Below are 6,540 nucleotides of genomic sequence, written 5' to 3' on the forward strand. Positions count from 1 at the left end.
AAAAAAAGCACTCAAATGAAACGCACTATATTAACGATAATGATTGCCATTTCCCTTTTATCATCATGTAAAAAAGTTCTTGACGAAACGCCGCAGGGTGTTGTATCGAACGAAGATCTTAACACACCGGCAAACGTAGACAAGATGGCCGTTGCGGCATATTCAGCATTGGGCAACGATCACTACACCGCGCCATTTACAAGTCTTTGGCCCTATGGCAGTATTCGTGGTGGCGATACTTACAAAGGCGGCGATGGCCCGGGAGATATCAGCGAATATCATCTTTTCGAAACTTTTTCTTTGAATCGTGTTGACAATGGATTGATCGACCTGGTTTGGTACAGACTGTACGTAAGTATCGGCAGGGCAAATGATGCGCTGAGAAGGATGAATGCACTGTCTGATGCTGAGTACCCGAATAAATCTGTTCGCCAGGCAGAGATGCGTTTTCTTCGCGGGCATTTTTATTTTCTTGCAAAAATTCTTTTCAAGTATGTGCCGTACATAGATGAAAATACGCCACAAGCGAACTATGACACGGTTTCTAACAGAACTTTCTCCAACGATGCTTTGTGGACAAAAATTACAGATGACTTTCGTGCGGCCGTTGCCGGCCTTCCTGAAACACAATCAGACAGAGGTCGTGCAAATAAATATGCAGCTAAAGCTTACCTCGCGAAAGCTTTATTATATCAGGCTTACACGCAGGATGAAAACAACCAGGTAACAAGCATCGATGCAAACAAACTGAATGAAGTAAATCAATTGTGCACTGATGTTATCGGTTCCGGTAAGTATGTACTGAATCCTGATTATGCCAACAACTTCCTTACACAATATGAGAACAGCACCGAATCTGTTTTTGCTATACAGTATTCAAAAGATGATGGTACACCAAAGGGAAGACTTGATTATGGACATGCGTTGAATTATCCGATGAACCAGGAATATGGCTGCTGCGGTTTCCACGTACCAAGCCACGATCTCATCAATGCATATAAAACAGACAGCAAAGGCCTGCCAATGTTTGACAGCTACAATGCCAATGATGTAGCAGCTTCGGGCGATTATAAAACAAACACTTTTGATCCACGTATGGATCATACAGTTGCTATACCCGGGCACCCTTACAAATATGTTCCCAACTTCATCTTCGCAAAATCATGGGCTCGCGCTCCGGAAGTGTATGGCGCATTTGCAAGTATGAAGGAGGCTGTGTCTCCTACAGATGCTTCGTTTCAAAAAATTCCACCGTTCATGTCAAGCTCTAAAAACTGGGATATCATTCGCTTTGATGACGTAATGCTTTTCAAAGCAGAAGCATTGATTGAATTGGGCAAGCAAGATGAAGCATTGCCTTTGATCAATCAACTGCGTATGCGAGCGGCGCAAAGCACAGCACTGCTAAAACAAGGTGATGGCACTCCTACTTCCAACTACGGCATGAGTGCTTACAAGCCAGGAACAAACTGCACATGGACGCAAGACTATGCACGCCAGGCCCTGCGATGGGAGCGTCGTTTGGAGTTTGCAACAGAAGGCTATCACTTCTTCGACCTGGTGAGATGGGGTATTGCAGCAGACTACATCAACAAGTATTTTGCAATTGAAAAAACAAGATCTTCGCATTTGTCAGATGCAGCATTTAAGAAAGGAAGAGATGAATATTTTCCGATTCCTTTAAATCAAATAAATTACAGTAAGGGATTGTATCAGCAGAATGCGGGATGGTAGCACATTCAGGAATTAGAAGTTAGGAGTTAGGAATCAGGAATTGTTTAAGTGTAGGATACTTTAAGAATCATAAACACTCCTTAGATCATCGGAAAGATTTTAAAACGTGTTGCGCTTTGCCGAGCTAATTCTTAATTCCTACTTCTTAATTAACAGTAAAACATATTTTCATTTATGAAGAAATTAATAACGGCTTTTTTATTTGCAAGTATCGTAACAGCTGGTCAGGCACAAGACAATGTTGCGCCGAAACCACGACTGGAGAACTTTGCAAAGTATTTTACAGGTGAGAAAAAATGGCTGGTATTGCCAGTAAAAAATGGCGCAGCTAAAAAGAATATCGAGTTGTGGGTAAATGGTGAAATGGTGCGATGGTTTGACATGGAGCTTGCAGATGGTAACCCGGATTGGTACGCCTATCTCGACATCAGTGCATGGAAAGGAAAGAAAATCGAACTGCGTGCGGAGGCTCTGAGTGTTGATTCCAAAGCTTTTTCAACGATTGAGCAAAGTGATGAAGATACCAACGCAGGAGAATTGTATCACGAGAAATTGCGCGGCCAATTGCACTTTTCTCCAAAGCGCGGTTGGACCAACGATCCTAACGGATTGGTGTATTACAACGGCGAGTATCATTTATTCTTTCAACACAATCCGTATGGCCGTGGTTGGGGAAATATGCATTGGGGGCACGCTGTGAGCAAGGATCTTTTACATTGGAAAGAAATTGGGGAAGCGTTGTATCCTGATAAGTTTGGTCCTATGTTTAGCGGTGGTGCGGTCGTTGACGCAAACAACACAAGTGGCTTGGGTGAAAACGGCAAACCTGCGATGGTGATGTTTTACACTGGAGCAAAAGCCTGGGCGCAATGCCTTGCATGGACCACTGACGGCAGAGCTTTTCACAAGCTCGATCATGCTGTTGTTCCAAGAATCAACAAAGACAATCGCGACCCAAAAGTTGTATGGCACGAGCCTTCAAAAAAATGGGTTATGGTTGTGTGGGTGGAAAGAGACAATGCGCAGAACAGCATTCAAATACTAACTTCACCTGATTTGAAAAATTGGAAAGAAGCAGGCGTTGTGTATGGAGGTAAAGGTGATGACAGGTATTTGTTCGAGTGCCCGGAGTTTTATGAGTTACCTGTTGATGGCAACACCAAAGAAAAGAAATGGGTGCTGACTGCAGCGAACGGCGAATATGCGGTGGGAACTTTTGATGGCGAAAAATTTACGCCAGAGGAAGAAAAACTATTCAATCAACGTGGCCGCGATTATTATGCATCACAAACATATAGCAACGAACCAAAAGGCAGACGTGTTGAAATCGGCTGGTGGCGCACGAATACAGACAAGGATGGAATGACCTTTAATCAGTCGCAAAGTATTCCCACTGAATTAAAACTCACTCGTACAAAGGAAGGAATCAGATTGACGAGAACGCCGGTTGAGGAAATGAATGCTTTGCGTGTAAAAACATATCCGTTCTCAAAAATGAAATTGAAGGCAGGTGCAGCCAATCCGTTGGCGAAGGTTAATGTTGAATTGGCGGAGATAAGAGTTGAATTTGAACCAGGCAGTGCAAAAGAAGTCACGTTCAATGTGCGCGGTGTGCCTGTTGTATACAATGTTGCAAAACAAGAGCTGACGATCGATGGCGTTACTTCTCCTGCTCCTTTGCAAAATGGAAAACAAAGTATGATCATTTATGCGGATCGCATTGGTCTTGAGGTGTATGCGAGTAATGGTTTGCTATTCATGCCCGTTAATATTAACATTACTGCGGAGAATAGAACGCTGGCTGTTTCAGCCACTGGAGGCACAGCGAATATTAACAACCTGACTGTCTATGAATTGAAGAGTATTTGGGAATAGGCTTTACGATTTACCACTAAGGCACTAAGAGCACTAAGCCTCACTAAGAGTTTCTTAATGATGTAAGAGTTTTACACCATAGGAGATCCTTAGTGGGGCTTAGTGCTCTTAGTGCCTTAGTGGTAAAAAAATTGATGAGCTGTTAGTCTGTTTCTTCTTTTTCTACTAATCTTGTGGAGATAGGTTAGCATCAAGGCACGCATTTAGTGTATGATTAAGATAAGGTGTGATGCAACATTTTAACGGTATTTGAAGTCAATCTTTAAATCAAAACATACAACCATGCGAAAATTAATAGCGATCGTGCAAACATCTTTTGATGGTTTTGTTGCGGGCCCGAATGGTGAGTTCTCAAATTTTATCGGTGATGAAGAAAATCTTGCGTTTGTCTGCAGTTTAATTGAAAGCGCAGATGCAATACTATTTGGAAGAAAGTCGTGGCAATTGCTGGAAAGCAATTGGCCAACTGCTGCAGATAAGGCGGGTGCGACCGCATATGAAGTCAAATATTCAAACTGGTACAACAGCGTACCAAGATATGTTTTGTCTAAATCAGTACAAACTTCTAACGACGACAACATAGTTGTCATTCATGATAATGTAGTAGAAAAAATAAATTCGATCAAGCAACAGGATGGTAAGAGCATTTATGTTTTTGGTAGCCCAACAGTGGTTCATCTTCTGTTGCAGGAAAATTTATTGGATGGCTTTTGGCTCATTATGCATCCGGTGTTTTTTGGTAAAGGCATCTCCCTTCACAGAGATCTGGATAAAGTAATTAAACTGAACCTTGCTTCTACAAAACATCTATCAAGTGGCACATTCTGTTTGAACTACGAGATTGAGAGGAATTAGGAAGGAGTTAGGAATTGCGTTTCCGATTGTTTAACAGTAAAACAATCAAGAATATTTTTTTAGAGTACGAGTCTGGAACATTCTGCAATCCTAACTCCCAATTCCTAATTTCTAATTCCTAATAGCAAAGAAGCCGCTCCATTACTGAAGCGGCTTCTTTGTATGCTTAACTATCACCGAATAAAAATCACTGTTTATTTATCCAATACTTTAAATTCAGTTCTTCTGTTTTTAGCGCGACCTTCTTCTGTATCATTTGTATCGAGAGGTTTTGTATCGCCATAACCTTTGTATTTCAAACGTTTTGCATCGATGCCTTTAGACACCAAATAATCCACCACGTTCTTCGCACGTGCAGTAGAGAGTTTTTGGTTGTATGCTTTTGTACCTACGTTATCAGTATGGCCGTCGATCTCAATGGTCATGCCCGGATTATCAACTAACATCTGTGCTAAATGATCCAGTGCTGGTTTTGATTCATCGAGAATAATTGCTTTGTTAACAGCATAGTACATGTGATCAACAACAACCGTTTCGCCAACTGCCGGAGCTACTTTTACAAGACACAATGCAGGAGCGTTCATCATTTCCATTTCTTCATCTTGTGGCGTTGCAATGCCTAGTGAATTGCTCTGGTAACCTTCTGTAGATGCATTTACTTTCACTGGTTGGTACTCATCCATAGTGAAGCTATAGCTACCATCAGCTCCGGTTGAAAGATCGGCTATCACTTTGTTGTCTGCCAATACCTGCACTTTTGCACCGGCCAGTGGTGTGTTACCATCACAGGCAATTACTTTACCAGCGATCTTTTTAGCAGGCATTTGTTTTTGCAAACTGAACATATCAAGGCAACATTCTGATGCCCTGTCGGAGCTGAACACCACATCAGACAACATGTTCTTCGTCGTGCCTTTGCTCGCAAAATAAATATCATCCTTCTCTGAGTTTACGGGATAGCCAAGGTTCTTTACTGCACCCCAGTTACCATTGATGCTGCCTTTTGTTTGGTACAAATCAAAGCCGCCCATGCCTACTCTGCCATTGCTGGAGAATACCAGTGTTTGTGAAGCGGCATGGTAATATGGTGCTTGTTCGTCTGCCGGAGTATTGATAGCCGTGCCCATGTTTACCGGCTCGCCTACTTTACCGTCTGCAATGGGTGCATACCAAATGTCAAAACCACCTTGTCCGCCAGAGCGGTCGCTGGAGAATAAAAGATACTTGCCATCTGCTGTGACAAATGGTTGTTGGTTATTGCCTCCTACTGCGTTGATGGCTTCCAGTGCAGTGGGTTCGCTCCATGCACCTGCCTCTGTTTTGGTTGTTTGGTATAAAGAAGCCGTTTTCTTGCCTTCTTTGGTCATCGTCCATCTGGTCAGGTAGATCGTTTTTCCGTCTGGCGTAATAGCTGCTACACCTTGATGAACGCCTTCCGGCTGGGCAATGTCGATCTTGCTTACTGTTGCCGCATCACCATTTGTTGTCGCTTCGTACAAGTGGTTGATATAGACAGCAGATTTTGCATTGCTTTCAATTCTTGTAGAAGTAAAAAGCATGGTGCCAGTGCCAGTGAGTACCGGTGCATAGTTCGCTCCGGGTGTGTTCACATTGACCGTGTCCTGTTTTTTTACCGTGTACAGCGACAGGTCTTTTTTGTGCAACTGCTGCTGGATAAACTGAAGGTTTTCAATTTCTCTTTTGGCTGCTTTGGTATAAGCATCTTCCGTTTTGTAAGAACTTAAAAAATCGGTGAACGCTTTTTGGGCGTCTTCGTATTTGCCAAGGCTTCTTAGTGTTACAGCATATTGGTATTTAGCCAGTGGATATTGTTCTGCGCTATAGCCGGTTGCTTCCTGGTAGAAGTTTTCCGCCTTCGCGTAGTTGTTCAACAGTCGATAGCTTTCCGCTGCGCCGTATACGGCCTGCTGGTGGGTGTCGCCGCCGGCTGCCTTTGTTTTCGTTTTGCCTTGGGTATTGCCGGCGTACGGGTCGTAAGTGCCGGTTTTGCTTTTAGCGCCGATGCCAAGGTACATTTCATAGTACTTTGCTGCTGACGCGTAGTCTGATTTTTTA

Annotated in this window: 4 protein-coding genes; 3 read left to right on the forward strand and 1 reads right to left on the reverse strand. The window is 43.0% G+C overall.

The genetic code is table 11. The annotated features are described in order from the left end of the window. Positions 1 to 15 precede the first annotated feature (15 nt). The 3 genes from KTO63_RS16015 to KTO63_RS16025 all read left to right on the forward strand — a co-directional run bounded on the left by KTO63_RS16015 (position 16) and on the right by KTO63_RS16025 (position 4,464). Positions 16 to 1,734 (forward strand): RagB/SusD family nutrient uptake outer membrane protein, encoded by a 1,719-nt coding sequence (locus KTO63_RS16015; RefSeq protein ID WP_217792380.1) that lies wholly within the window; start codon positions 16 to 18, stop codon positions 1,732 to 1,734. Positions 1,735 to 1,908: 174 nt separating this feature from the next. Further along, a complete protein-coding gene (locus tag KTO63_RS16020; protein WP_217792381.1) occupies positions 1,909 to 3,609 on the forward strand; it encodes a GH32 C-terminal domain-containing protein in 1,701 nt (566 codons plus the stop codon). Between the two features lie 282 nt (positions 3,610 to 3,891). Continuing rightward, complete coding sequence (locus KTO63_RS16025; RefSeq protein WP_217792382.1) at positions 3,892 to 4,464, forward strand: dihydrofolate reductase family protein; 573 nt, start codon at positions 3,892 to 3,894, stop codon at positions 4,462 to 4,464. A gap of 194 nt (positions 4,465 to 4,658) precedes the next feature. On the opposite strand, the gene KTO63_RS16030 is transcribed toward KTO63_RS16025, so the two are convergent. Next, positions 4,659 to 6,540, reverse strand: a 1,882-nt coding sequence (locus KTO63_RS16030; protein ID WP_217792383.1) for an OmpA family protein, incomplete at its 5' end; no start/stop codon positions are given.

The sequence above is a fragment of the Pinibacter aurantiacus genome (assembly GCF_019130065.1).
Taxonomy (GTDB): domain Bacteria; phylum Bacteroidota; class Bacteroidia; order Chitinophagales; family Chitinophagaceae; genus Pinibacter; species Pinibacter aurantiacus.